The sequence below is a fragment of the Streptomyces sp. NPDC028305 genome (assembly GCF_055569495.1).
Genome location: NZ_JBVHTN010000001.1, coordinates 700887 through 721256 on the forward strand (window position 1 = coordinate 700887; position 20370 = coordinate 721256).

The following is a 20370-nucleotide window of genomic DNA, read 5'->3' on the forward strand; positions in this document are numbered from 1 at the left end:
CGATGGTGTCCGCGCTCGCCCTCGGCGCCTCCCCCGCGCAGGCCGCGGGCTACCGCTACTGGTCGTTCTGGCAGCGGGAGCGGGGCGAGGACGGCTGGACGTACGCCACGCAGGGGCCCGCCACGGCCCGGCCGGGCGACGGCGACACGGTCGGGTTCCGGTTCGCGGTGAGCGAGGACTCGGGGGACGCGACCCGGCCGCGCAGCTCGGCCGGGTTCGAGACGGTGTGCGCGGACACCCCCGCGAAGGGCGGCACCAAACGCGTCGCCGTGGTCCTCGACTTCGGCACCGCCGCCGACGCCCCCGACCACCGCACCCCGCCCGAGCCCCGCACGGAGTGCGCGCGGGTCGGCGAGGACGCGAGCGCCGGGGACGCGCTGGCGGCCGTCGCCAAGCCGCTGCGCTACAACTCCGCCGCCCTGCTGTGCGCCATCGCCGGTTACCCCGCCACGGGCTGCGGCGAGCAGGTCGACGCCCCGTCGGACGGCGGCAGTGGCGGACAGGTCGGAGACGGCGGGGACAGCGGGGGCGGCGGACAGGGCGGCGGAGGCGGCGGCCCGTCGGCCGGGCTGATCGGCGGCCTGGCCGCCGTGGTCGCGCTGGGGGCCGCCGCCGTCTGGCAGTCGCGCCGCCACCACCGGCGATGAGCGGCGCCGACCGGGCCGCCGCCGGACACCCGCGCACCGCGCGCACCACGCACGCCACGCACAGCTCGCGTGGCGCGCTGCACGCCGGGGCCTGGTGGCTGTGGGCCCTGGGGCTGGCCACGGCCGCCTCCCGCACCACCAACCCGCTGCTGCTGGGGCTGCTCGTCGGCGTGGCGGGCTATGTGGTCGCCGCGCGCCGTACGGACGCGCCGTGGGCGCGCTCGTACGGCGCGTTCCTCAAGCTGGGGCTCCTGGTGCTGGCGATCCGGCTGTGCTTCGCGGTGCTCCTCGGCTCGCCGATCCCCGGCACACACGTACTGGTCACGCTCCCCGAAATCCCGCTCCCCGACTGGGCGCAGGGGGTGCGGATCGGCGGCCGGGTCACCGCCGAGGGGCTGGTCTTCGCGCTGTACGACGGGCTGAAGCTGGCCACCCTCCTGGTCTGCGTGGGCGCGGCGAACGCGCTCGCCAACCCCGCCCGGCTGCTCAAGTCGCTGCCCGGCGCGCTGTACGAGGCGGGCGTGGCGGTCGTGGTCGCGATGACCTTCGCTCCGAACCTGGTCTCGGACGTCCAGCGGCTGCGCGCCGCCCGCCGGCTGCGCGGCCGCCCCGACCGCGGGGTGCGCGCCCTGCTCCAGGTGGGGCTGCCGGTGCTGGAGGGGGCGCTGGAGCGGTCCGTGGCGCTGGCGGCCGCGATGGACGCGCGCGGCTACGGCCGCACCGCCCAGGTCCCGCCCGCCGTGGCCCGCGCCACCGCCGCGCTCACGCTCGGCGGGCTGCTCGGCGTGTGCGCCGGTACGTACGGGCTGCTGGCCGCGCAGGGCGCGGGCTTCGGCCTGCCGGTGCTGCTGGCGGGGCTCGCCGCCGCGCTCGGCGGGCTGTGGCTGGGCGGCCGCCGTTCGGTGCGCAGCCGCTACCGGCCGGACCGGTGGGACGCGCGGGCGTGGCTGGTGGCCGGGTCCGGGGTGGCGGTGGCGGGTCTGATGATCTGGGCGGCCTCGTACGCCCCGCAGGCCCTGGACCCGCCCGCCGTACCGCTCACCTCGCCCGTGCTGCCGCTGTGGCCGGCGGCGAGCGTGCTGGTCGGGCTGGTCCCGGCGTTCGTGGCGCCCGCGCCCGACCGGGCCCCGTCGCAGGCCCCGTCACAGGCCCCGTCACAGGCCCCGTCGCGGGCTCCGGCCCCGGTGGCCGCCGTGCCGCGCCCCACCTCCCAGAAGACCAGCGAGGACACCGGCAAGGAGGCCACGCGGTGATCCGCTTCGAGCAGGTGTCCGTCACCTACGACGCCGCCGCGCACCCCGCACTGCGGGGCGTGGACCTGACCGTTCCGGAGGGGGAGCTGTGTCTGCTCGTCGGCCCCTCAGGAGTCGGCAAGTCGACTCTTCTGGGCGCCGTCTCCGGGCTGGTGCCGCACTTCACGGGCGGCACGCTGCGCGGGCGGGTCACCGTGGCGGGCCGCGACACCCGCACCCACAAGCCGCGTGAACTGGCCGATGTCGTGGGCACGGTGGGCCAGGACCCGCTGGCCCACTTCGTCACGGACACCGTCGAGGACGAACTCGCGTACGGCATGGAGTCGCTGGGCGTCCCGCCGGACACCATGCGCCGCCGGGTCGAGGAGACCCTGGACCTGCTCGGCCTCGCCGCGCTGCGCGACCGGCCCATCACGACGCTCTCCGGCGGCCAGCGGCAGCGGGTCGCCATCGGCTCGGTGCTCACCACACACCCGCGCGTCCTGGTCCTCGACGAGCCGACGTCGGCGCTGGACCCGGCGGCGGCCGAGGAGGTCCTGGCGGTGCTCCAGCGGCTGGTGCACGACCTGGGCACCACCGTGCTTTTGGCCGAGCACCGCCTGGAGCGGGTGGTCCAGTACGCGGATCAGCTGATCCTGCTGCCCTCCCCCGGCGCGGCCCCCGTCGTCGGGGACCCGGCCGAGGTGATGGCGGTCTCGCCCGTCCAGCCGCCCGTGGTCGAGCTCGGCCGCCTCGCGGGCTGGTCCCCGCTCCCGCTGTCCGTACGGGACGCCCGCCGCAAGGCGGCGCCGCTGCGGGAGCGGCTGGCGCCGCACACCCCGCACGGAGATCCGCACGCGGGGGACGGTGAGCCCGTCGCCGAGGCGGTGCGGCTGGCTGTACGCCACGGTCGAATCGAGGCGCTGCGGGGCGTGGATCTGTCGGTGCGGCCGGGCGAGACGGTGGCGCTGATGGGCCGCAACGGCGCGGGCAAGTCGACTCTGCTGTCCACGCTGGTGGGAATGCACACGCCCGCCTCCGGCTCGGTACGCGTAGGAGCTGTGGTACCGCACCGCACGCGCCCCGCCGAACTGCTGCGCCACGTCGGCCTCGTACCGCAGGAGCCGCGCGATCTGCTCTACGCCGACACCGTCGCCGCGGAGTGCGCGGCGGCCGACCGGGACGCGGGCGCGGCCCCCGGCAGCTGCCGGGAGCTGGTCGGCCGGCTGCTGCCGGGCGTGGCGGACTCGGCACACCCCCGCGATCTGTCCGAGGGCCAGCGGCTCGCGCTCGCGCTGTCGGTCGTCCTCACCGCGCGCCCGCCGCTGCTCCTGCTCGACGAGCCGACCCGCGGCCTGGACTACGCGGCGAAGGCGCGCCTGGTCGAGATCCTGCGCGGGCTGGCCGCCGACGGCCACGCGACCGTGCTGGCCACACATGACGTGGAGCTGGCCGCCGAGCTCGCCCACCGGGTGGTGATCCTGGCCGACGGGGAGGTGGTGGCCGACGGCCCGACGGCGCAGGTCGTGGTGGACTCGCCGGCGTTCGCCCCGCAGGTCGCCAAGGTGCTGGCCCCGCAGCCGTGGCTGACGGTCCGGCAGGTGCGGCGGGCCCTGGAGAAGCGGGAGCGGACCGTATGACGCCGCGTGGCGACGGCACCGTACCGAGCGGGGCGGCAGGGGCGGACGGGACGAACGCGGGGCGCCAGGTCCGCGCCGTCCGCCTCGGCGCCCGCTCCGTCGCCGCCCTCGTGCTGGTCTCCGCGATCGGGGTCGCCGCCTTCGGCTGGCCGCTGCTCGCCGACTCCGCGTCCGGGCTCGCCCACTCCGCCGACGCGCCCTGGCTGTTCGCCGCCCTGCTGCCGCTGCTGCTGGCCGTCGTCGTGGCGACGATCGCCGACACCGGTATCGGCGCCAAGGCGGTGGCGATGCTGGGGGTGCTGGCGGCCGCCGGCGCCGCGCTGCGGCCGCTGGGCGCGGGGACGGCGGGCATCGAGCCGATGTTCTTCCTGATGGTGCTCTCGGGGCGGGTGCTCGGCCCGGGCTTCGGCTTCGTACTCGGCGCGGTGTCGATGTTCGCCTCCGCGCTGCTGACGGGCGGGGTGGGGCCGTGGATGCCGTTCCAGATGCTGTCCATGGGGTGGGTGGGCATGGGCGCGGGCCTGCTGCCCGGGGCCGACCGGCTGCGCGGGCGCGGTGAGCTGCTGCTGCTCGCCGGATACGGGGCGGTGGCCTCCGTCCTGTACGGCACGGTGATGAATCTCCAGGGCTGGCCGTATCTCGCCGGGATGGCCTCGGGCGTGTCGTTCGTGCCCGGCGATCCGCTGTCGCACAACCTGGCCCGCTTCGTCGCGTACTGCCTGGCGACATCCCTCGGCTGGGACCTTCCGCGCGCGGTGGTGACGGTGGTGCTCACCCTCACTCTCGGCCGTACGGTCCTGCGGGCCCTGCGCCGCGCGACCCGCCGGGCCGCCTTCGACGCGCCGGTCGCCTTCAGGGAGCCGTGACCGGAGACCGCGCCGGAGCCGCGGGCTGTCCGCCGAGCGCGGCGACGAGGTCCGGCAGGCGGTCGGTGGCCTTGGCCACGCCGAGCCCGTCCATGTAGTCGCGGGTGTGGACGATCAGGCCGTCCCTGACCCGGATCACCAGGATCCCCGGGACGGTGACGGGGCGGCCGGTCGGCGCCAGCGCCCCGACCACGGTCTGCTCGACGACGACCGTGCCGGCCTCCGCGGCCTCGTGGATCACCACATCGCGGATCGCCCCGGGCTCCACGGGGGTCGCGCCCCACATCGCCCGGTAGCCCGCCCGGATCTCCTCGCGCCCGTTGAAGCAGGCGGGCAGCCCGGGGAACAGGAACGGGAACTCGTGGCGGGCGTCGACGGCGTACAGGTCGGCCAGGTCGTCCGCGGACTTCTTCAGCATCGCGCCGTGGAAGCGCTCGACGATCTCATGTGGCGCTGCGGCGGTGGTTTCGGGCATCACGATGCGCTCCGTTCGCTCAGGAGTTTCGCTCAACATGCGTTGACTCAACGAGTGTAGAGCGAGCGCCGACCAGGTCAACAGCTGTAGAGCGATCGGTAGAGTCGGAGATATGACCGCAGCAGCCGGACCCACCCGCGCCGAGCGCCGCCGCAACACCGAGCAGCGCATCCTCGCCGCCGCCCGCGAGCTGTTCGCCGAGCGCGGCTTCGAGCGCACCACGATCCGGGCGGTCGCCTCGGCTGCGCAGGTCGACCCCGCGCTGGTCATGCAGTACTTCGGCTCGAAGCAGGAGCTGTTCTCCCAGGCCGTGCGGATCTCGGTCGCCGGGGCGGAGGGCCGGCCACGGACCGGCGGCCCCGAGGCGCTGACGGACTCCCTGCTGGCCTCGCTCGGGATGAAGATCGGCGGGCTGCCGGAGGCCTCGCTGGCGATGCTGCGCTCCATGCTCACCCACCCGGAGGCGGCGGAGGCGGCCCGCGCCACCCTCGACCGTCAGATCACCGGGCTCGCGGCGGCCATGTCAGCCGGGCACGAAGGTGACCACGAGGCCCAGGACGCCCGGCTGCACGCCGCGCTCGCCGTGGCCACCACGGTCGGGGTGACCATCGGCCATCAACTGCTCGGCCTCGAGGACCTGCGCCGCGCCTCCCCGGAGGAGATCGCCGCCGCCCTGCGACCCGCCCTCCAGGCCCTGGTCGCAGGCGCTGCTCACAGCCGCTGAATGATCGTCCCGGTCGCCAGTGCGCCACCCGCGCACATCGTGATCAGCGCGAACTCCTTGTCCGCGCGCTCCAGTTCATGCAGGGCGGTGGTGATCAGGCGGGCGCCGGTGGCGCCCACCGGGTGCCCCAGCGCTATCGCGCCGCCGTTGACGTTCACCTTCTCCAGGCCCTGCTCGAAGACCTGCGCCCACGACAACACCACGGACGCGAACGCCTCGTTGATCTCGACGACATCGATGTCCTTGAGCTTCATCCCCGCCTTGCCGAGCACCGCGCGGGTCGCGTCGACCGGCCCGTCCAGGTGGTAGTGCGGGTCGGTGCCGACCAGCGCCTGGGCGACGATCCGGGCGCGGGCTTTAAGCTTGAGCGCCCGCGCCATCCGCTTGGACGCCCACAGCACCGCGGCCGCGCCGTCGGAGATCTGGGAGGAGTTGCCCGCGGTGTGCACGGCGGTCGGCATCACCGGCTTGAGCCCGCCGAGCGCCTCCATGCTGGTGTCGCGCAGCCCCTCGTCCCGGTCGACGAGCCGCCACATGCCCTGTCCGGCGGCCTGCTCGTCCTCGTCCGTCGGCACCTGCACCGCGAAGGTCTCGCGCTTGAAGCGCTCCTCGGCCCACGCGCGGGCGGCCCGCTCCTGCGAGAGGAGCCCGAGGGCGTCGACCTTCTCCCGGGTGAGCCCGCGGCGGCGGGCGATCCGCTCCGCCGCCTCGAACTGATTGGGCAGATCGACGTTCCACTCGTCCGGAAACGGCTTGCCGGGCCCGTGCTTGGAGCCGCTGCCCAGCGGCACCCGCGACATGGCCTCGACGCCGCAGCCGATGCCGATGTCGATGACCCCGGTCGCGACCATGTTGGCCACCATGTGGTTGGCCTGTTGCGAGGAGCCGCACTGACAGTCGACAGTGGTGGCCGCGGTCTCGTACGGCAGGCCCATGGCGAGCCATGCGGTGCGCGCGGGGTTCATCGACTGCTCGCCGGCGTGGGTGACGGTGCCTCCGACGATCTGCTCCACGCAGTCGGGCTGGATGCCGGTACGGGCGAGGAGTTCGCGGTATGTCTCGCCGAGCAGATAGGCGGGGTGCAGGGCGGCGAGCGCGCCTCCGCGCTTGCCGATGGGCGTGCGTACGGCTTCGACGATGACGGGTTCCGCGGCCATGACTCGTCAGTCCTCTCCTGTGTCCGCGGGGCTCCCGGCAGCGCCCGCGACGGAACTAGTACGCGTTCTAGTTCCTCAGTCAGTCTGCTGAGGCCCGACCTGACGGCGCAAGGGGCGTGCATGGCCGTTGTCGGCCGTTGTCGGCCCGCATGACGCCCACTTGGCGCCCGTTGTGCGCCCGTCCGCCCGGAACAAAGGCGCCATAGCACTTGCCACTTATAGAACCCGTTACTACCTTCGCGGGTACTTCTGATAGGCCGTCAGATCTGGAGTGGCCGATGTCCTGTCCAGCGCTGCCCGAAGGCTTCGATTTCACCGACCCCGACATCTACCAGCACCGTCTGCCACTCCCGGAGTTCGCCCGGATGAGGCAGACCGCGAGGGTGTGGTGGATCCCCCAGCCGCACGGCATCGCGGGCTTCGGCGACGACGGCTACTGGGCCGTCACCCGCCACGCCGATGTCAAAGAGGTGTCGACCAAGCCGGAGATCTTCTCCTCCCACCTCAACACCGCGATCATCCGCTTCAACGAGCACATCCAGCGCGACCAGATCGACGTCCAGAAGCTGATCATGCTCAATATGGACCCGCCCGAGCACACCCGGGTCCGCCAGATCGTCCAGCGCGGCTTCACCCCGCGCGCGATCCGCTCGCTGGAGGACGCGCTGCGCGAGCGCGCCACCCGCATCGTGGCCGGGGCCAAGGAGGACGGCAGCGGCGACTTCGTCACCGATGTGGCCTGCGAACTGCCTCTCCAGGCCATCGCCGAGCTGATCGGCATTCCGCAGCAGGACCGCTCCAAGATCTTCGACTGGTCCAACAAGATGGTGGCGTACGACGACCCGGAGCTCGCCATCACCGAGGAGATCGGCGCGGAGTCGGCCATGGAGCTGATCTCGTACTCCATGAACCTGGCGGCCGACCGCAAGGCCTGCCCGGCCAAGGACATCGTCAGCCAGCTGGTCGCCGCCGAGGACCACGGCAACCTCGGCTCCGACGAGTTCGGCTTCTTCGTCCTGCTGCTCGCGGTCGCCGGCAACGAGACCACGCGCAACGCCATCAGCCACGGGATGCACGCCTTCCTCACCCACCCCGACCAGTGGGAGCTGTTCAAGCGCGAGCGCCCGGCCACCGCCGCCGACGAGATCGTCCGGTGGGCCACCCCGGTCATGTCCTTCCAGCGCACCGCCACCCAGGACACCGAACTGGGCGGGCAGCGGATCAAGGCGGGCCAGCGGGTCGGCATCTTCTACTCCTCCGCCAACCACGACCCGGAGGTCTTCGACCGGCCCGAGGTCTTCGACATCACCCGCGACCCCAACCCGCACCTGGGCTTCGGCGGCGGCGGCCCGCACTTCTGCCTCGGCAAGAGCCTCGCGGAGCTGGAGATCCGGCTCATCTTCAACGCGATCGCCGACGCCCTGCCGGACATCCGGCTCGCGGGCGACCCCAGGCGGCTGCGCTCGCCCTGGCTGAACGGGATCAAGGAGCTGCGGGTGACGTACGGCTGACCGCCGACCGGCCCCGGGAGTGCCGCCGTGCCCCCGGCCGGGGGCACACTGTCGGCCATGAACGACATGAGCGGCACGCCCGGCGCACAGCACGAGCACGAGTTTCGAAGACTCTTCGACTTCATCGCCTTCACGGCCCGGCTGCGGGAGATCGAGCGCGCCAACAACGCCACCGCCGTCCGCAAGGAGAGCGTGGCCGAGCACTCCTGGCACCTGGCGATGGTCAGCTGGATACTGCACGCCGAGTTCGAGCGGGAGGCCGGCCACTGCCTCGATCTGACCAAGATGCTCAAGCTCTGTCTGATGCACGACCTCGTCGAACTCGACACCGGCCTCGACTCCGAAATCGATGTGGATCCCGACGAGGACCCCTTCGCCACCCTCCCGGACACGCTGCGGCCCGAGTTCCTGGCCCTGTGGCACGAGTACGAGGAGGGCCGTACGCCCGAGGCCTGCCTGGTGCGCGGGGTGGACCGGCTCAACCCCGCGCTGATGCGCTACCTCACCGGCCAGGGCTGGCACGACATGCCCACCGACGCCAACGCCGCCATGGACGCCGACGCCCTGGACCGGCACCAGCTCCCGCGGGTCGCCGTCAGCGACACGCTGCGCGCGCTGTACGAGGAGGTCCGCGACGCGTCGGTGCGGCGCGGGCTGCTGATCCCCGCGCCGCAGACACCCGCCGCGTCCTGACCGGCGGGCCTGCCCCTTACTTGTCACCCTTGAACGGCACCTTGACGCACGCCACCCGCGCGCCCGCCACTCCGGCCTTGCCCTTCTGCGTGGCGGTCGCATGCTCATGGATCACAAACGAGCGCGCCTGGGAGTCCCGGAACCGCCAGTTCACATGGGTCATGGCGTGGGCGTCCCCGGAGCTGTCGGTCTTGAGGGTCAGCCATACCTCGTTCTGCGGATTGGCGTACTTCGGGTTGACCGACGGCTGCTTCGGGTCCTTCGTGTTCTGGTAGTGCGGACCCGAGTCGTCGGGCTTGGTCCCGCAGGTCTTCGTATGGACATGCGCCCCGAAGGTGTGGTTCGCCTTGGCCCCGTGCAGCCACACCATGACACTGGTGCCTTCCTGCTTGGCTTGCGGGCTCGGCGAGCTGGTGGGCGTACCGGTCGGCGTGGACCGGGCCTCGCCCTGCATGCGGTAGTGCTGGTGTCCGTGGTTGTGCCCGTGCTCGTACCGCGGCTTGCCCAGGAACTCCACGACGACGACCATGGCGGAGGTGGGCACCAGCTTGGTGTTGTACGTCACCGCCGTGCGACTGGCCGCCTCGGCGGCCGGCGCGAACCTTGAGTGCACCAGCGCGACGGGGCAGGGCGGCGAGACCGCGGGGGACACCGCGACCATCGACGCCGCGGCCGCCGCGGTGGCCACCATGGCAAGGGACATGGGGGATCACTCCTCCGGGTGTGACACCCCCCTCGGTCGGCCCCCGTGGCGCGGGCCCCGCGCCACGCCCCACCCGGCCGGGCCCGTCCCTCTTTCCCACGCTAATGCGCTTCGTCGCACCCTTCAACGCGAGCCGGGGCCGGTGGCCTCCGTCGGCTCGGCGGCCTCGGGGACGGATTCCTTGGACGGCCTGGGCGGCGGCACCGAAACCGCCGCCGATGCCACGGCCTCCGGCCCCGGTTCGCGCTTGCGGAATCTGATCGGCCACAGCGGCCCGGCGGGCTCCTCCTTCGGCCGCTTCCCGACGCCGAACAGCAGGTACTGGAGCCCGAACCCGGCGGCCACGACCGCTGCGCCGCCGACCGCGTCCAGCAGCCAGTGGTTCGCCGTGCCGACGATCACCGCGGTGGTCATCAGCGGGTACATCAGGCCGAGCACCTTCAGCCACACATACGGCGCCACGATCGCGATGACGACCCCGCACCACAGCGACCAGCCCACATGCAGCGAGGGCATGGCCGCGTACTGGTTGGAGAGCTTGGTCAGCGCGCCGAAGTCCGGATTGTCCAGGTCCTGCGGCCCATGGGCGGTGTCGACGAAGCCGAGGCCCATGAGGCGCGGCGGAGCGGTCGGGTAGAGCCAGAAGCCGACCAGCGCGAGGAGCGTGGCGAAGGCCAGCGGGGTGCGGGCCCAGCGGTAGGTCACGGGGCGGCGCAGATACAGCCAGGCCAGGAGGGACAGCGGCACCAGGAAGTGGAAGGTGCTGTAGTACCAGTTCATGCTGTCCCTCAGCCATGGTGTGTCCGCCACCACGCTGTTGAACCAGTGCTCGATGTCGATTCCCAGCCATTTCTCGGCCGTGAGGATCTGGTGTCCGTGGCTCTCCGCGAGGGCCCGTGAGTCGGGGGCAAGCGCGCGGATGTAGGAGTATCCGAAGTAGCCGACGCGGATGAACATCAGCTCGAGCAGCAGATTGGGGCGGGAGAGCGGCCGCCGTACGAAGCGCAGCAGCGGCACCCAGGCGAAGCGCCCCTTGTCCGGTTCGGCCACCGGCGTCGGCTCGGGGCGGTCCCACGCGGGGGAGTCACGGGAGAGGAAGGGCACCAGACAGGCGGCGGCGAGGGCCGCCAGCAGCGGTGCGTTATATCCGATATAACCCAGAATCTCGATACCGGGCAGCAGCGCACGGCGGTTGAGGGTCATCACCAGCACCACCAGCACCGGCCACACCAGCCGGTCCGTGGCGCGCCGGCCGACCCGCCCGACGACGGCCAGCAGGATCCACAACTGCTGGTACTGCCAGGACGTGGGCGAAATCGCCAGCGCCACACTGCCGGTGATCGCCGCGGCCAGCAGCAGCTGCCCGTCCTTGGCGTAGTACGCGGCCCGCCGCAGACCGACCACGGCCACCGCCACCGCGAGCACCACCAGCAGCGCCAGCTCGGCCGGGCCCGAAAGCCCGAGCCTCAGCAGCAGCCCGTGCAGGGACTGGTTGGCCAGGCTGTCCGCGGGCGCGCCGAGCCCGGCCCCGCCGATGTGATAAGCCCAGTACGTCCACGAGTCGTGGGGCATCGCCGCCCAGGCGAGCGCGGTGCACGTGGCGAAGGTGGCGGCCGCGAGGCCCGCCACCCGCCGCCGCCCGATCAGCCACAGGACCACCGCGAACAGCAGCAGCGCGGGCTGGAGCGCCGCGGCCACGCCGATGAGCACGCTCGTCTGCCGCCCCGAGGTCGCGGGCAACACGGTGAGCAGCACCAGCACCACCGGGATGATGCTGGTCTGGCCGAGCGTGAAGGTGTTCCGTACGGGCAGCGAGAGCACCAGCAGGCTGAGCGCCACGGGCGCGGCGAGCAGCGAGGTGCGCCGGGAGACCGGGCCGGGCAGGGAGCGGGCCGCGACCAGGGCGAGCACCACGACCAGCAGCAGGGTGCCGAAGGTCCAGGCGTAGCCGAGGCTCTGCTCGGCGGCGCGGGTCAGCGGCTTGAGCACCAGCCCCGAGAAGGGTGTCCCGGTGAACGCGTCACTGTCGTACAGCGACCCGCTCACATGCAGGACACCCTGCTCGCCGGTCCAGGTCTCCAGGTCGGTCAACCGTTCGTCGGGCGGCAGCCGCAGCACCGCTGCGGCCTGACGGACGGCCAGCACACCGGCGAGGAGCCACAGCGCCCCGAGCACCAGTACGCTCCGTGAAGTCCGTGCCACGACGGCGCCGGGGCGGGGCCCCGTATCCGGGGATCTCCGCAGTCCGCCTCGCTCCGCGTTCGCCACGCCCTGCCGCTCCCCCACTCGCTCTTGTCGCTCGATCCGGATGTTTGAGACCTTACTGAGCCCTGTAATCAGACGCGGAATACCCCTCGTCACCTGACCGCCGTCGAGGGTTGTCCGAAAAGTACCGCTCAGTCGACCGGACGAGCCGCGAGGTCCACCCCAATTTCACCAGGGGGTCGGGGCGCTCGGCTAATCGGCCTCCATCACACGGAGCACCGGAGCCGTCACCACTGGCAGTGGACGTGGGTGGAGTGACCCGCGTCTCCGGGGCCCAGCACGAGCACGGCCCCGTAGGACCGGCACGCCCGCATGAACTTCTTGGCGTTGTTGTAGCCCGCCCCCGAGGTGCTGACCCGCTTGCCGTTGACGGTGCCGACGTCGAAGGCCCGGCCCGCGTAGTGCTTCGAGCCGCGCGAGTGACTGCCGCCCGCGACCTCGGTGACCCTGAAGGTGAACCGCTTTGCGGTGTTCAGCTTCAGCATCGCGTTCAGCATGGTCTTGTTGAGCGTGACCGACCGACCCGGGGCGGTGCCGTAGCTGCTGCGCTTGGCCTTCCGCCCGGCAGCGGTGTCCACGATGTTCTGCTTGGCGTTCGCCTTGTCCCGCACGCCACTTTCGTGCGTGGTGGCCAGGGATATGCCCCGGTGGTTGAGTATCGACTTCGCGATGGCGGGGCGGGTGGCGGCCTCCGCCGTGGTCGCCGTGGCCATGACGGCCATCGACGAGGCGAGGACGGCGGAAATCATGAGCGGTGTGCGCTTCATCGGTGGTTCCCTCCCGGTACGGTGATGCGGCCGACTGGCCGACTTCGACCACCGTGCCGGTGGGAACGTGCGGGAACCTTGGGCGTTTCTTGAATCGCCGGGAAGGAAGCCGCAAAGCGGCCCGCACACGTCCCACCCCGAATACCCAACAGTCGCACAAGACATATTGGGCAGAAACTCAACAGAAAAAGGAGCGACGCCGATGACCGCCGTGCACGGAACATCCGTGGACATCCCCACCCCGGACGGCACCGCCGACGCCTATCTGGCCCACCCCGACGACAACAGCCCCCACCCCGCGGTCCTGCTCTACATGGACGCCTTCGGGGTGCGCCCGCAGCTGAAGAAGATGGCCGACCGCCTGGCCGGGGCGGGCTACACCGTGCTGGTCCCCAACGTCTTCTACCGCAACCACCGCGCCCCGATCGTGGAACTCCCCGACTTCATCGACCTCACCGGGCGCCCCGAGATCTTCCAGCAGCTCATGCCCATGATCCAGGCGCTCACCCCCGAGCGGATCGCGCGTGACGCCGGGGCGTATCTGGGCTGGCTGGCCGACTGCCCGCAGGCCACGGACGGGCCGGTCGGCATCACCGGCTACTGCATGGGCGCCCGCCTGGCGCTGCGCACGGCCGGTGAGTTCCCCGACCGGGTCGCGGCGGTGGGCGGCTTCCACGGCGGCGGCCTGGCCACCGACGCCCCCGACAGCCCGCACCTGGTCGCCGACCGCATCACCGCCGAGCTGTACTTCGGCCACGCCGACAAGGACCACTCGATGTCGCCCGAGCAGATCGAGCGCCTCGATGCGGCCCTGACCGCCGCGGGCGTGCGCCACCGCTCCGAGGTGTATCCGGGCGCACAGCACGGCTACACCCAGGCCGACGCCTCGTCCTACGACGCCGACGCGGACGCGCGCCACTGGACCGCGCTTCTGGACCTCTTCGGCCGTACGCTCTGATCGTCCCCTTGGTGTGGCCCGCCTCACATCACCCGATCGCATGGGCGCGATGACTTCGGACCGGCTCAGCGGTCTTCATGGCGTAAACCCCGAAACCCGAAAGAGGGAGCGAGTCCCATGCGCATCGTGATCAGTGAGTTCATCAGCCTGGACGGCGTCGTGCAGGCGCCGGGCGGCGCCGAGGAGGACACCGACGGCGGCTTCGCGCACGGGGGCTGGAGCCATCCGTTCTTCGATCCGGAGGTGGTGGGCGGCGCCTTCGCGGACACCCTGTCCAAGGCCGACGCCCTGCTGTTCGGGCGCCGCACCTGGCAGACGATGGCCGCGGCGTGGCCCGAGCGTGCCGGCGACCCGTTCGCCGACCAGATGAACAGCATGCGCAAGTACGTGGTGTCCCAGACCCTGGGCGAGGCCGAACTGACCTGGCAGAACACCACGCTCATCCCCGGCGGCCAGGCCCTCCCCCGCCTCCGCGAGCTGCACAGGGCCGAGGGCGGCGACCTGTCGGTCATGGGCAGCCCCACGCTCGTACGCACCCTGCTGCGGGAGGGCCTGGTCGACGAGCTCCGGCTGATGCGCATGCCGGTGATCCTCGGCGGCGGAAAGACGATCTTCCCGGACGACGGGGTGCTGCGCCCGCTGGAGCTGGTCTCCACGGTCACCGGCAACACGGGCGTGCAGGTGTGCACCTACCGCCCGGCCGCCGGCGCCTAGCCGGGGCGTCGGATCCTGACCCCTGCGGCGGGCCCTCCGGAGACCGGGGCTCCGCCCCGCCCCTTCCCGGCCCCTGCCGATATGCGGCTCCGCCGCGTGGGGGCTCCGCCCCAGCCCCCGGGGGTCCAGGGGCGAAGCCCATGGTTACGGGAAGGGGCGGGGTGGGGAACAGCATCGATGTGCGGCTCCGCCGCGTGGCCGCCGGACACCCCCAGTCGGGGCGGCGGAACGCGGAAGGTGACCGGCCGTCAATTCGCCGTGATCGAGGTTCACCCGGGCGTGGCCGACGTGAGCGTGACAGGCCCGGGTACTCAGCCCGCCGTCACCTGCCCGGCCACCCGCAGCGGACATCCGGTGCCGACGCGCGCGTCGAGGTCGGCCCGCAGCTCGGCGAGTTCCGCCATCCGCGCGTCGATGACCCGGATCTTCTCCTCGAACAGCGCGGACAGCGCCTCGGCCGAGTCCGGCGCGTCGCGCAGTTCCTCGCCGTGCCGGGCGATCTCGGCCAGCGAGAAGCCGAGCGTCTGCGCGGTGCGGACGTAATGCAGCCAGGTCAACGTCTCCGGCGGGAAGTCGCGGTAGCCGTTGGCCAGCCGTCGACCCGTGACGAGGCCGATCTTCTCGTAGAAGCGAATGGTGTCCTTGGAAATCCCCGCTCGCGCGGCCAGCTCCCCGATACGCATGGCCCTCCGCCGCTCCGTGGACTTGACCTTGGAGAGTACTCCACCGTTTAGCGTCAGGCGTCGCTGCCGTGATCCCGACAGGAGCCTCGTCATGATCCGTCTCTTCGCCCCCTCCCACCACGCCTACCTCCGCGTCGTACGCGCGAGCGCCTGGTACGACCTCGTCATCACAGCGGGTTTCGCGACCCCGTGGACCTATGCGCTGGTGCACGACGCGCTGTCGTCGCTGGGCGAGGCACTCGGGCTCGGCGTCCTGCCCGCCCTCGACCCGATGCAGACCCTGTACGCGAACCTGATGGGCTCGGTCGTGGTGGTCTGGGCACTCCTGCGGATCCTCAAGCCGCTGCCGGTCCACGGGCTCTACGACGGCGCCGCGCGCACGCTGTTCAGCATGTGGCTGGCGTACGCCCCGGACCACGGTGCCCCGCGGCTGCTGTGGCTCTTCCTCGTCGTGGAGGTGGCGTTCGGCGTCGTCCAGCTCGTGCCGTGGTGGCGAGCCCGGCGGAGCAGCCTCATGGACCCGGCCCACTTCTCGCTACCCTCCACGAAATGAGTACTACTACGTCGAACGACGAACTGATCGCTGCCGCCGAGGCCGTGCTGAATCCGCACCGGGTGGGTGAGCGGCTGTTCGGCAACGTGGGGGCCACGCTGATCACCGAAGCCGGCAACACCTACTCGGGCGTGTGCATCGACACCGGATCGGGCACCGGATTCTGCGCCGAGCACGCGGCCATCGCCGCCATGGTCACCGCCCGCGAGTACCGGATCGCGAAGGTGGTCGCGGTATGGCGCGACGATGAGGGCGTCCTGTACGTCCTCCCCCCGTGCGGCCGGTGCCGGGAGTTCATACGCCAGATCGACTGGGCGAACATCGACACCGAAGTGGTCCTGGGCCGCGACAGAACGGCACGGCTCCGCGATCTGCTGCCCGCGCACGAGTGGCCCGACCCGCTGGACTGACCACTCCGCCCTCCCCGCGGGCCTCATGCAGAAGCGGCGCCGACGCAGAACTCGTTGCCCTCGGGGTCGGCCATCAGGATGTGGTGCCCGTCAACCTCCTGCACCACGCTCCCGCCCGCCCTCACCAGCCGCTCCGACTCCGCCCTCATCCGCGCCCACCGCTCCTCCGGGCCGCCGTGGCCCGGCACGCGGACGTCGATATGAAGCCGGTTCTTCGCCGTCTTGGGCTCGGGAACCTTGAGGATCGAGAGCCGCGGCCCAACCCCCTCCGGATCGCAGAGCCACGCCCCGTCGTCCGCCGAATCGTCCTCCGGCAGGTCGAACTGCGCCAGCCACTCCTCACGGGTCCTGAAGGGAGGAGGCGGTGGCTCGTCGACATAGCCCAGCGCCGTCTTCCAGAACTCGGCGAGGCGCTGGGCGTCCGTACAGTCGAAGGTCAGATCGAATCTGGCTGCCATGCCCCGGACCGTACCGCGCACCTCTGACAACGGGCTTCCAGCCCCTGCTCAGGCTTTGCGGGCGAGCAGGTAAACCTCCTCGAACTGCCGTCGGTCGGTCGGCTGAGGCTGGCGCACCATCCGGGCCACCTCGGCGAGCCCGGCCTCGCGCAGCAGCGCGGCGAGGTGATCCGGCCACCACCGATAGGCCGGCACGACCGCGTGATCGAAGACCTGCGTCGGGTGGGACGGATCATCGGTGGCCGAAAAGCCGATCAGAAGATGGCCGCCAGGAGCCAGCACGCGGTGGAACTCCGCCAAGATGGCGGGAATTTCCTGCGGCGGAGTATGGATGATGGACCAGCGTGACAGTACGCCGCCCAGCACCCCGTCAGCGATGTTCACCTCGGCCATCGAGCCCACGTCGAACCGCAGACCCGGATAGGCATCCCGAGCCAACTTGATCATCCCGGGAGAGGCATCAACGCCATACACCGCCAGCCCCAACTCATCGAGATGAGCGGTGATATGGCCGGTTCCGCACCCCAGGTCCACGACCTGACCGTCGCCACCCGCGCTGACAACCTCGGCGAAGACACTCAAGATCGCACGGTCCAGGGGCCTGTCACTCAGCTCGCCGCTGAACAACTGCGCATACACGGGGGCAGCAGCGTCGTAGCCCTCGCGGGTGGCACTGAGGGCATCGTGTTCGACCATGCTCGCCACAGTAGTTCCCGGCACTGACACGAGCCGAGAGAGTCGCGATCTCCGCTCCCGCCGTTACGGAGTCGTGTGCTGCTCCCGCGCGTCAAGCAGCTCGTCCCAGTGTTCCGCTGCCCACGCGCATGCGGAATACAGGGGCTCCAACATGCTGCGCCCCAGTGGCGTCAGCGCGTACTCGACCCCCAGTTTCCGGTCGGCGTGCACGGTGCGGGAGACGAGCCCGTCTCGCTCCAGGCCACGCAGTGACTGTGTGAGCACCTTCGGGGTGACGCGGTGCAGTGGCACACGCAGCTCGGAGAACCGGCGGGGGCCGTCTTCCAGGCAGCGAATGATCAGAGCCGCCCACTTGTCGCCGAAGCGGAAGGGCAACAGCGAGGACGGACACAGTTCGTCGAACATGTCCGCAGGCAGCGGCTGGCGGTGCGTCATGATCTCTCCTGCCTGTCGGCTGGGGCCGGTAGCCGGCCACGGTATCCAGGAGGTAACCGCCCGTGCGGATACCTTCCGGAGCATCGAGTCAACGGGAGGTATTCCGACGATGGGCAGGTTCGTGATTTTCGGGGCCGGTGGCCGGGCCGGCCGGCAGGCTGTCGCCGAAGCGCGTCGGCGTGGACACCAGGTCACCGCGGTGGTCCGCGACCCGTCCCGCTACAGCAGTTTGGCGGACGACGGCGTACGGATCGCCGCCGGGGATGTCACCGACGCGGCGGACGTCGCCGCCCTCGCGGCCGGGCATGACGCCGCGATCAATACGGCGGCGGCGATCGCCCCGGAGACGTTCTTCACCAGCGCCGCACATGCCCTCATCAAGGGCCTGGGGCAGGCCGGGGTGGACCGGCTCGTCACGGTTGGGCTCGCATCGCTACTGCCCGGCCCCGACGGCACCCGCCTGCTGGACATGCCCGGTTTCCCCGCCGAGTTCCGGCCCTTCTGCCTGGCCCACGCCGACGGTCTCGAGGTGCTTCGCGCCGAAGGCGCCACGCTGGACTGGGTGTACGTCAGCCCGGTCGGCGACTTCGACCACGAGGGGGAGCGCACCGGCCATTACGAGATCCGCGAACACGGTGACACCGCGGCGCGCATCTCCTACGCGGACTTCGCCCTCGTCCTGCTCGACGAGGCCGAGACCCCACGGCACCACCGCAGCCACCTGGCCGTGACATGAAGACACCCCGCCCGGCTCACCAGGCCTTGCCGGCCTGCTCCCGGATCGTGCGGTTGATCCGGTTGAAGAAGTTGGTCATCGCGATCTCCAGGATGATCGCGCTCAGCTGCTCCTCGCTGAAGTGGTCGGCGGCGGCGTCCCAGATCTCGTCCGTCACGCCCGGTGCGCCGTCCTGGAGCCGGGTGGCGGCCTCGGTCAGGGCGAGAGCGGCTCGCTCCTCATCGGTGTAGAAGGGCGTCTCGCGCCACGCGACCACGTGGTGCAGCCGCTCGTCTGTCTCACCGGCCTTCTGCGCCGCCTGGATCGTGGCGAAGACGCAGGGGCTACAGCCGTTGATCTGGCTGGTGCGCAGATGGACCAGCGACAGCAGGTGCTTGTCGACGCCCCCGGCGTGAATCGCCTTGTAGAGGTGCTGGATCGCTGTGATCACGTCGGGGTTCGCCGAGCCGTTCATGCGTGCTTCCATCGGTGCTGCTCCTTCATCGGTTACCTGAGCCCCTGCGGGCCCGTCATCCCCGTGACGGAGCAGAGCCGAGGAAGGTAACAACATGTCCGACACCAGCCCGGCGGACCCGATGGCCGAGGCGTTCGAGACCCAGCGTGACCGGCTGCGCTCGGTCGCCTACCGCATGCTCGGATCGCACGCCGACGCCGAGGACGTGGTCCAGGAGGCCTGGCTGCGCCTCTCCCGCCAGGACGCGGCGACCATCCACAACCTCGCCGGCTGGCTGACCACGGTGGTCGGCCGGATCAGCCTCGATGTCCTGCGATCGCGCCAGGCCCGCCCGGAGGCGTTCTACGACGACCGCCTGTCCGAGGTCATGGTGACGCTCGACGACAGTCCTGTTCCCGAGGACGACGCGGTGCTCGCCGACTCGGTCGGGCTCGCGCTGCTCGTCGTCCTGGAGACGCTCGGGCCGAGCGAGCGGCTGGCGTTCGTGCTGCACGACCTGTTCGCGGTGCCGTTCGACGAGATCGGCCAGATCCTCGGCAAGTCCACCGCCGCCACCAAGATGCTCGCCAGCCGCGCCCGCAGGAAGGTGCGGGCGATGGAGCGGCCGACGGGCGTCGGACGGGAGGAGCGAGAGGTGGTCCAGGCCTTCCTGGCGGCGGCTCGCGGCGGCGACTTCGAGGGGTTGCTGCGAGTACTCGACCCCGGGGTGAAACTGACCGTCGACACCCCGTCCGGCGCGGTCGTCACCCTCGGCGCCACCAAGGTCGCAGCCGGCGCGCAACTGTCCGCCGGCGCGGCCGCACAGGGGCGTACGGTGCTCGTCAACGGCCTCCCAGGGATCATTTCCTGGCGCGAGGACGGCACCCCGCTCTCGGTCGTCGCGTTCACCGTCGTCGACGGCCGCATCACCGACATCAGGATCGTGATCGACCCGGCCAGGCTCGCGCTGATGAACCTGCCGGATCATCGCCAAGCGCCAAAGTCTGTGGCGGCCCGGTCCCGCCCGGGATCAGCGCTCTGAGGCAGGATGGGGACATGAGCATCGTGAAGATCAATGTGCTGACGGTCCCCGAGGAGCAGCGCGAGGTGCTGGAGAAGCGCTTCGCGTCGCGGGCCGGGACGGTCGAGAACTCAGACGGGTTCGAGTGGTTCGAACTATTGCGGCCCGTCGAAGGGACCGACACGTACCTCGTCTACACGAGGTGGCGCAGCGAAGAGGACTTCCAAGCCTGGATGGAAGGTCCCATGAAGGCAGCCCACCAGCGCGGCGGGGAGGGCGCACCCCAGCAGAAGCCCGCCGCGTCAGGCTCCACGCTGTGGTCGTTTGAAGTCGTGCAGCAGACCGGGCCCAAGCAACACTGACATGCGCCCCGTGCGAACATCGCTAGCCCTCTGACCTCGGCCAGAGGGCTAGCGGCTTTGGTGTCTCACCTGTCAGGCGGCCATGAACTCGTGCACGCTCGGCGAGGCCGACGGGCCGTCAGGTGAGAGGGGCCTTGACGAGGATCCCTTCACCCTCTGATGAGGCGCCGTTGCGTTTTTGCGCATGACACAGTGCGCCATAAGCGACAGGCTCGGATTCCTGAGTGGTGA

Annotated in this window: 24 protein-coding genes; 14 read left to right on the forward strand and 10 right to left on the reverse strand. The window is 71.3% G+C overall.

Annotated elements, in window-relative coordinates:
* Positions 1-2 precede the first annotated feature (2 nt).
* From ACZ4WQ_RS03185 to ACZ4WQ_RS03200, 4 genes are read left to right on the forward strand one after another with little or no spacing between them, the layout of a single operon-like run.
* Positions 3-647 carry an SCO2322 family protein gene (locus ACZ4WQ_RS03185; RefSeq protein WP_352131418.1) on the forward strand — a complete coding sequence of 215 codons (645 nt, stop codon included), beginning with the start codon at positions 3-5 and terminating at the stop codon, positions 645-647.
* Positions 644-1900, forward strand: a complete 1257-nt coding sequence (locus ACZ4WQ_RS03190; protein ID WP_468021985.1) for an energy-coupling factor transporter transmembrane component T — start codon at positions 644-646, stop codon at positions 1898-1900. The genes ACZ4WQ_RS03185 and ACZ4WQ_RS03190 overlap by 4 nt, the downstream gene beginning before the upstream one ends.
* A complete protein-coding gene (locus tag ACZ4WQ_RS03195; RefSeq protein WP_398369837.1) occupies positions 1897-3519 on the forward strand; it encodes an ABC transporter ATP-binding protein in 1623 nt (540 codons plus the stop codon). Before ACZ4WQ_RS03190 ends, ACZ4WQ_RS03195 begins: the two co-directional genes overlap by 4 nt.
* Complete coding sequence (locus tag ACZ4WQ_RS03200) at positions 3516-4385, forward strand: ECF transporter S component (RefSeq protein WP_398369835.1); 870 nt, start codon at positions 3516-3518, stop codon at positions 4383-4385. The genes ACZ4WQ_RS03195 and ACZ4WQ_RS03200 overlap by 4 nt, the downstream gene beginning before the upstream one ends.
* Here the strand turns inward: ACZ4WQ_RS03200 and ACZ4WQ_RS03205 are convergent.
* Complete coding sequence (locus tag ACZ4WQ_RS03205) at positions 4372-4860, reverse strand: nuclear transport factor 2 family protein (RefSeq protein WP_398369833.1); 489 nt, start codon at positions 4858-4860, stop codon at positions 4372-4374. The two genes, ACZ4WQ_RS03200 and ACZ4WQ_RS03205, sit on opposite strands and share 14 nt — an antisense overlap.
* A gap of 112 nt (positions 4861-4972) precedes the next feature.
* Between ACZ4WQ_RS03205 and ACZ4WQ_RS03210 the strand changes: the two genes are divergently transcribed.
* A complete protein-coding gene (locus ACZ4WQ_RS03210) occupies positions 4973-5584 on the forward strand; it encodes a TetR/AcrR family transcriptional regulator (protein WP_398369831.1) in 612 nt (203 codons plus the stop codon).
* Here ACZ4WQ_RS03210 and ACZ4WQ_RS03215 read toward each other — a convergent pair.
* Complete coding sequence (locus ACZ4WQ_RS03215) at positions 5572-6741, reverse strand: steroid 3-ketoacyl-CoA thiolase (protein ID WP_398369829.1); 1170 nt, start codon at positions 6739-6741, stop codon at positions 5572-5574. The genes ACZ4WQ_RS03210 and ACZ4WQ_RS03215 overlap by 13 nt on opposite strands.
* 278 nt (positions 6742-7019) lie before the next feature.
* Here ACZ4WQ_RS03215 and ACZ4WQ_RS03220 point away from each other — a divergent pair, with 278 nt between their 5' ends.
* Positions 7020-8252: a cytochrome P450 gene (locus tag ACZ4WQ_RS03220; protein ID WP_311722821.1), complete on the forward strand. Its 1233-nt coding sequence runs from the start codon at positions 7020-7022 to the stop codon at positions 8250-8252.
* 57 nt (positions 8253-8309) lie between these two features.
* A complete protein-coding gene (locus ACZ4WQ_RS03225; protein ID WP_468021986.1) occupies positions 8310-8945 on the forward strand; it encodes an HD domain-containing protein in 636 nt (211 codons plus the stop codon).
* Between the two features lie 16 nt (positions 8946-8961).
* Here the strand turns inward: ACZ4WQ_RS03225 and ACZ4WQ_RS03230 are convergent, their stop codons facing one another.
* The 3 genes from ACZ4WQ_RS03230 to ACZ4WQ_RS03240 form a co-directional block, all read right to left on the reverse strand.
* Positions 8962-9648, reverse strand: coding sequence for a superoxide dismutase family protein (locus tag ACZ4WQ_RS03230; protein WP_311722819.1), 687 nt, complete (start codon positions 9646-9648; stop codon positions 8962-8964).
* Positions 9649-9771: 123 nt separating this feature from the next.
* The gene (locus ACZ4WQ_RS03235) at positions 9772-11826 is read right to left on the reverse strand and encodes a phosphatase PAP2 family protein (protein WP_311722941.1); all 2055 of its coding nucleotides are present in this window, start codon (positions 11824-11826) and stop codon (positions 9772-9774) included.
* Between the two features lie 314 nt (positions 11827-12140).
* Complete coding sequence (locus ACZ4WQ_RS03240) at positions 12141-12680, reverse strand: hypothetical protein (protein WP_385341748.1); 540 nt, start codon at positions 12678-12680, stop codon at positions 12141-12143.
* A 202-nt stretch (positions 12681-12882) separates the two neighbouring features.
* Here ACZ4WQ_RS03240 and ACZ4WQ_RS03245 point away from each other — a divergent pair, with 202 nt between their 5' ends.
* Positions 12883-13638 (forward strand): dienelactone hydrolase family protein, encoded by a 756-nt coding sequence (locus ACZ4WQ_RS03245; RefSeq protein WP_311722817.1) that lies wholly within the window; start codon positions 12883-12885, stop codon positions 13636-13638.
* Between the two features lie 117 nt (positions 13639-13755).
* Positions 13756-14352 carry a dihydrofolate reductase family protein gene (locus ACZ4WQ_RS03250; protein WP_385341752.1) on the forward strand — a complete coding sequence of 199 codons (597 nt, stop codon included), beginning with the start codon at positions 13756-13758 and terminating at the stop codon, positions 14350-14352.
* Between the two features lie 311 nt (positions 14353-14663).
* Here ACZ4WQ_RS03250 and ACZ4WQ_RS03255 read toward each other — a convergent pair whose 3' ends face one another.
* Positions 14664-15035 carry a MerR family transcriptional regulator gene (locus ACZ4WQ_RS03255; protein ID WP_398369823.1) on the reverse strand — a complete coding sequence of 124 codons (372 nt, stop codon included), beginning with the start codon at positions 15033-15035 and terminating at the stop codon, positions 14664-14666.
* Between the two features lie 91 nt (positions 15036-15126).
* Here ACZ4WQ_RS03255 and ACZ4WQ_RS03260 point away from each other — a divergent pair, with 91 nt between their 5' ends.
* Together ACZ4WQ_RS03260 and ACZ4WQ_RS03265 are read left to right on the forward strand one after the other, a co-directional pair.
* Entirely contained in the window at positions 15127-15588 is a 462-nt protein-coding gene (locus tag ACZ4WQ_RS03260) for a hypothetical protein (protein WP_398369821.1), read from the forward strand.
* Complete coding sequence (locus ACZ4WQ_RS03265) at positions 15585-15998, forward strand: cytidine deaminase family protein (RefSeq protein ID WP_398369819.1); 414 nt, start codon at positions 15585-15587, stop codon at positions 15996-15998. Before ACZ4WQ_RS03260 ends, ACZ4WQ_RS03265 begins: the two co-directional genes overlap by 4 nt.
* A gap of 23 nt (positions 15999-16021) precedes the next feature.
* Here the strand turns inward: ACZ4WQ_RS03265 and ACZ4WQ_RS03270 are convergent, their stop codons facing one another.
* The 3 genes from ACZ4WQ_RS03270 to ACZ4WQ_RS03280 all read right to left on the reverse strand — a co-directional run bounded on the left by ACZ4WQ_RS03270 (position 16022) and on the right by ACZ4WQ_RS03280 (position 17587).
* Positions 16022-16456 carry a VOC family protein gene (locus ACZ4WQ_RS03270; RefSeq protein WP_398369817.1) on the reverse strand — a complete coding sequence of 145 codons (435 nt, stop codon included), beginning with the start codon at positions 16454-16456 and terminating at the stop codon, positions 16022-16024.
* Between the two features lie 48 nt (positions 16457-16504).
* Positions 16505-17152: a class I SAM-dependent methyltransferase gene (locus ACZ4WQ_RS03275; RefSeq protein ID WP_398369815.1), complete on the reverse strand. Its 648-nt coding sequence runs from the start codon at positions 17150-17152 to the stop codon at positions 16505-16507.
* 63 nt (positions 17153-17215) lie between these two features.
* A complete protein-coding gene (locus ACZ4WQ_RS03280) occupies positions 17216-17587 on the reverse strand; it encodes a winged helix-turn-helix transcriptional regulator (protein WP_468021987.1) in 372 nt (123 codons plus the stop codon).
* Positions 17588-17696: 109 nt separating this feature from the next.
* Here ACZ4WQ_RS03280 and ACZ4WQ_RS03285 point away from each other — a divergent pair, with 109 nt between their 5' ends.
* Complete coding sequence (locus tag ACZ4WQ_RS03285) at positions 17697-18323, forward strand: NAD(P)-dependent oxidoreductase (RefSeq protein WP_468021988.1); 627 nt, start codon at positions 17697-17699, stop codon at positions 18321-18323.
* 16 nt (positions 18324-18339) lie between these two features.
* Here ACZ4WQ_RS03285 and ACZ4WQ_RS03290 read toward each other — a convergent pair whose 3' ends face one another.
* Positions 18340-18789, reverse strand: a complete 450-nt coding sequence (locus ACZ4WQ_RS03290) for a carboxymuconolactone decarboxylase family protein (RefSeq protein WP_468021989.1) — start codon at positions 18787-18789, stop codon at positions 18340-18342.
* Positions 18790-18871: 82 nt separating this feature from the next.
* Here ACZ4WQ_RS03290 and ACZ4WQ_RS03295 point away from each other — a divergent pair, with 82 nt between their 5' ends.
* On the forward strand, positions 18872-19798 hold the full coding sequence (locus ACZ4WQ_RS03295; RefSeq protein WP_468021990.1) for a sigma-70 family RNA polymerase sigma factor: 927 nt from the start codon (positions 18872-18874) through the stop codon (positions 19796-19798).
* Between the two features lie 14 nt (positions 19799-19812).
* Entirely contained in the window at positions 19813-20139 is a 327-nt protein-coding gene (locus ACZ4WQ_RS03300; protein WP_352131289.1) for an antibiotic biosynthesis monooxygenase family protein, read from the forward strand.
* Positions 20140-20370 lie beyond the last annotated feature (231 nt).

Excerpts from the sequence above, each read along its gene's own strand:
- ACZ4WQ_RS03285 (WP_468021988.1), top strand. The coding sequence starts at position 17,697 with ATGGGCAGGTTCGTGATTTTCGGGGCCGGTGGCCGGGCCGGCCGGCAG.
- ACZ4WQ_RS03185 (WP_352131418.1), top strand. The coding sequence starts at position 3 with ATGGTGTCCGCGCTCGCCCTCGGCGCCTCCCCCGCGCAGGCCGCGGGC.
- ACZ4WQ_RS03205 (WP_398369833.1), bottom strand. The coding sequence starts at position 4,860 with ATGCCCGAAACCACCGCCGCAGCGCCACATGAGATCGTCGAGCGCTTC.
- ACZ4WQ_RS03230 (WP_311722819.1), bottom strand. The coding sequence starts at position 9,648 with ATGTCCCTTGCCATGGTGGCCACCGCGGCGGCCGCGGCGTCGATGGTC.
- ACZ4WQ_RS03275 (WP_398369815.1), bottom strand. The coding sequence starts at position 17,152 with ATGGTCGAACACGATGCCCTCAGTGCCACCCGCGAGGGCTACGACGCT.
- ACZ4WQ_RS03200 (WP_398369835.1), top strand. The coding sequence starts at position 3,516 with ATGACGCCGCGTGGCGACGGCACCGTACCGAGCGGGGCGGCAGGGGCG.
- ACZ4WQ_RS03280 (WP_468021987.1), bottom strand. The coding sequence starts at position 17,587 with ATGACGCACCGCCAGCCGCTGCCTGCGGACATGTTCGACGAACTGTGT.
- ACZ4WQ_RS03220 (WP_311722821.1), top strand. The coding sequence starts at position 7,020 with ATGTCCTGTCCAGCGCTGCCCGAAGGCTTCGATTTCACCGACCCCGAC.
- ACZ4WQ_RS03215 (WP_398369829.1), bottom strand. The coding sequence starts at position 6,741 with ATGGCCGCGGAACCCGTCATCGTCGAAGCCGTACGCACGCCCATCGGC.
- ACZ4WQ_RS03255 (WP_398369823.1), bottom strand. The coding sequence starts at position 15,035 with ATGCGTATCGGGGAGCTGGCCGCGCGAGCGGGGATTTCCAAGGACACC.
- ACZ4WQ_RS03210 (WP_398369831.1), top strand. The coding sequence starts at position 4,973 with ATGACCGCAGCAGCCGGACCCACCCGCGCCGAGCGCCGCCGCAACACC.
- ACZ4WQ_RS03295 (WP_468021990.1), top strand. The coding sequence starts at position 18,872 with ATGTCCGACACCAGCCCGGCGGACCCGATGGCCGAGGCGTTCGAGACC.
- ACZ4WQ_RS03270 (WP_398369817.1), bottom strand. The coding sequence starts at position 16,456 with ATGGCAGCCAGATTCGATCTGACCTTCGACTGTACGGACGCCCAGCGC.
- ACZ4WQ_RS03240 (WP_385341748.1), bottom strand. The coding sequence starts at position 12,680 with ATGAAGCGCACACCGCTCATGATTTCCGCCGTCCTCGCCTCGTCGATG.
- ACZ4WQ_RS03250 (WP_385341752.1), top strand. The coding sequence starts at position 13,756 with ATGCGCATCGTGATCAGTGAGTTCATCAGCCTGGACGGCGTCGTGCAG.
- ACZ4WQ_RS03245 (WP_311722817.1), top strand. The coding sequence starts at position 12,883 with ATGACCGCCGTGCACGGAACATCCGTGGACATCCCCACCCCGGACGGC.
- ACZ4WQ_RS03225 (WP_468021986.1), top strand. The coding sequence starts at position 8,310 with ATGAACGACATGAGCGGCACGCCCGGCGCACAGCACGAGCACGAGTTT.
- ACZ4WQ_RS03300 (WP_352131289.1), top strand. The coding sequence starts at position 19,813 with ATGAGCATCGTGAAGATCAATGTGCTGACGGTCCCCGAGGAGCAGCGC.
- ACZ4WQ_RS03190 (WP_468021985.1), top strand. The coding sequence starts at position 644 with ATGAGCGGCGCCGACCGGGCCGCCGCCGGACACCCGCGCACCGCGCGC.
- ACZ4WQ_RS03290 (WP_468021989.1), bottom strand. The coding sequence starts at position 18,789 with ATGGAAGCACGCATGAACGGCTCGGCGAACCCCGACGTGATCACAGCG.
- ACZ4WQ_RS03260 (WP_398369821.1), top strand. The coding sequence starts at position 15,127 with ATGATCCGTCTCTTCGCCCCCTCCCACCACGCCTACCTCCGCGTCGTA.
- ACZ4WQ_RS03265 (WP_398369819.1), top strand. The coding sequence starts at position 15,585 with ATGAGTACTACTACGTCGAACGACGAACTGATCGCTGCCGCCGAGGCC.